The 3,015-nt window shown below is 48.6% G+C and carries 1 protein-coding gene; it reads right to left on the minus strand.

The features are described 5' to 3' along the window. Positions 1-55: 55 nt before the first annotated feature. Positions 56-2,905, minus strand: coding sequence for a two-partner secretion domain-containing protein (locus tag QUB64_RS22955; RefSeq protein WP_333275011.1), 2,850 nt, complete (start codon positions 2,903-2,905; stop codon positions 56-58). Positions 2,906-3,015 lie beyond the last annotated feature (110 nt).

Raw genomic sequence — 3,015 nt, forward strand, 5'->3', positions numbered from 1 at the left:
CTACAGGCATTATTCTCGATATTGTTTAATCGCCAATCCCCAATCAAAAATCGTATTATCGATCGCACTTAACCGGATTTTGCCAATTGCTGTAAGGTATCACGTTGCGCGATCGAGCCACCAACCTAATCGTACCATCAGCATCTCGCTCCCATCCTTGAGCCTCGACTAATTCCGCTGCCACATTATCGCCCGAATTTGCCCCGGAATTGCTGACAATTTCTCTGGGAGTGGGCCGCACCCCGCCGCGCCCGACATTCACAAAACTGCTGCGGCTTCCCCGATTGCAAGGGTTTTGGATAATTGCGGTAACTCCGGGCTGCGGGACAGCAATTAAACCCGAACTCGGATCGATATCGGGAGTGTTGATTTCGACGGTGCCGCTGAGATTGGGGTTAGTGCGGGAAATCGCGGTAATGTCGCTGGTTGGCAAATCTTGCGGGTCGAATTCGGTTAAATTGTTTCCTAATTGAGTTTCTAAATCTTGCCTGCTTGGTGTTTGGAATCCTAAAACAGCTTGCGCGTCGATCGCAATTCTACCGCCCGAACCTTCAAAAGCGTTAGCGGAAATGTCGCTATTTCGGACGCCGGCAAGCGTATCGGTTTTGATGTTAATATTACCGCCGTTGCCCGGTGCATCGCTCGTTCCTGCGGTTGTGGAAATGCGGCTGCGATCGCGCATCTGAATCGCGCTAGCATTGATGCGGATGTTGCCACCTTCGCCTACAGCCGTTTCCGCCGTCAGAACGCCGCCGTTGAGCAATCGAATTTCGCGCGATCGAATTTCCAAATTTCCCGCGTCACCGCCTCCCAAGCGCGCGTCAACGGCTACTTCTGCGCCGTTTTGTACTGTCAGGCGATCGCTAAAAATGCTCACACCGCCAGCATTTCCCGCCCCGCGAGTGCGCGCGAACAACCCGCTGGTGAAGGGGCGATTTGTCTCAGAGTCTACAGTTCCAGAAGTGCCGCTCAATTCCACACTTTCTCTAGCATTAACAGTCACATTTCCGCCACTGCCAATACCGCGAGTTCCTGCCGATATTTGCGCGCCGTCTAATACCCGTAACTGTCGGGTGTTCACAGTCACATCGCCGCCGTTTCCTGTTGCAGTTTCTTCGTCAACTTGAGTAAATATGCCGCTAGAAAAACCCTGAGATGAAGTTCCCCTTACTTCAACAGAATCCCTGGCATTTACCATTACGTTCCCACCGTTACCAACACTGAGCGTACTAGAGCTTATTTGTGAACCATTTTGAATTATCAATTGTCTAGTTTCAACAGTTACATTGCCACCGTCTCCGATAGCAGAACTCTGTTTTCCTTGATTAACTAGACTATAGATGCCACTAGAACGGTTATTTTCGCTCCTAATAACCAATGATTCGGAAGCGTTAATCAAAATATTTCCTGTTTTACCTGCGCCAAAAGTAGAAACTGATACTTGTGCTCCATCTCGGATAATCAATCTCTGAGTATCAATCCTGATATTGCCACCAGCACCATCATTAATAGTCTCAGAAGCCAAACCAGAGATTAGAACTGTATCATCCAGAATTTTAATTCCAAAGACCTCCACCGATTCCCAAGCGTTGACAGTAAGATTCCCGGCATCGCCGCTGCTGAAAGAAGTTGTTGATACCTCTGCCCCGTCAGAAACAAGCAACCTGCCTGTATTTATTGTCAAATTTCCTGCTGCACCTGCACTTTGCGTTTGAGCAAATAAGCCGCTAGGTTCTCCGGCGGGGGCTGTACCGATGACTTCTAACGACTCGGATAAATCAACTCTCACATTACCTCCTCTACCGTTACCTAATGTAGAAGTAGTTGCTTGTCCGCCATCCCGCAGCAACAAATTGCGCGCCGAAATCTGCAAATTCCCGCCGTTACCTTCGCCGATAGTTTCCAGCAAAAAACTACTGGGTTGATCCTCGGAACTGCCAATAATTTCGATAGTTTCCGCAGCGGTGACACTGAGATTCCCTCCCGATTCCGCTTCTCTCGTCAAGCTCAAAACAGCCGAACCTTCCGTCAGTCTGATGTTGCGCCCTGCAAGCTGAATGTCGCCGCCTCGAGTCCCGCTAGCGTCTACAGTTGCTTTTTGCGACATTTCGATATTCCCAAGGGAGGCACCAGTCAGAGGCAAAATATCTGAAGTGAAAAGAGATTCGTTGTTAGGAGTTCTCACCTCTCCATTGCGAACCGCTAACAGCGAAATGCGTCCCGCCGGTGCCGTCAAATTGCCACCTTCCAGTTGGATATCTGCGCCTGCTAACACCAAACTTCTGCCCGGTTCTACAGCAAGTCCAACAACGCTGGCATCTTCCCGAACTATCGCGCCTGTTTCTTCATCTGGAATCAAATTTTGACCTGGCCCTTGGACGACAATTGGGTTAGCTGTTCCCAATTGCAAACCGATTGGCACGCTGATAGTTAATAGAGGGTTGGTTTGGAGATTTATAGCACTGAATTGCGTGCCGTCAGCAAATATAAAACTATCAGCAGTGCTTGCCAAAAAAGAACCGCCGATATTAAGTTGAGCGTTGGCTCCGAAAATAATACCGTTAGGATTGAGCAAGAATAAATTTGCTGTACCCTGAGCTTGGAGAAGGCCGTCAATGTTGGAAATTGAGCTGCCAGTGACGCGAGTAATAATATTTTGAATGTCTGTAGAGTTATTGAAAATAGCTGTGCCACCCGTGGGAACAGAGAATTCTCTAAAACTGTGAAATAAGTTGCTGCCCGCCTTAGTACCGCCGTTGATAGTATCTGTATTGCCACTGTTGGTAACGGTGGAATTTATGGGGAGAGTTGTATCGGGGACGATTTGAGCTAATGTTGGGGGAGCGGTTAGGTAGCAGCAAGCGAGGGCCGTGAGAAATTGGACGGGGAATGGCGATCGGTTCATCGCGGGTTAATGCAGGAAAGACGAAAATATTTTATCATATTTGCGATCGAGATAAACATCAATTCCCAAATATCGTAGGGGCGGGTTCACCAACCATACCGGCAAATAAT

Origin of the sequence: Microcoleus sp. Aus8_D2, assembly GCF_036702665.1 — a bacterium.
Taxonomy (GTDB): Bacteria; Cyanobacteriota; Cyanobacteriia; order Cyanobacteriales; family Microcoleaceae; genus Microcoleus.

Bases quoted from the DNA above. Each gene is read 5' to 3' on its own strand.
- QUB64_RS22955 (WP_333275011.1), bottom strand. From the start codon at position 2,905: ATGAACCGATCGCCATTCCCCGTCCAATTTCTCACGGCCCTCGCTTGC.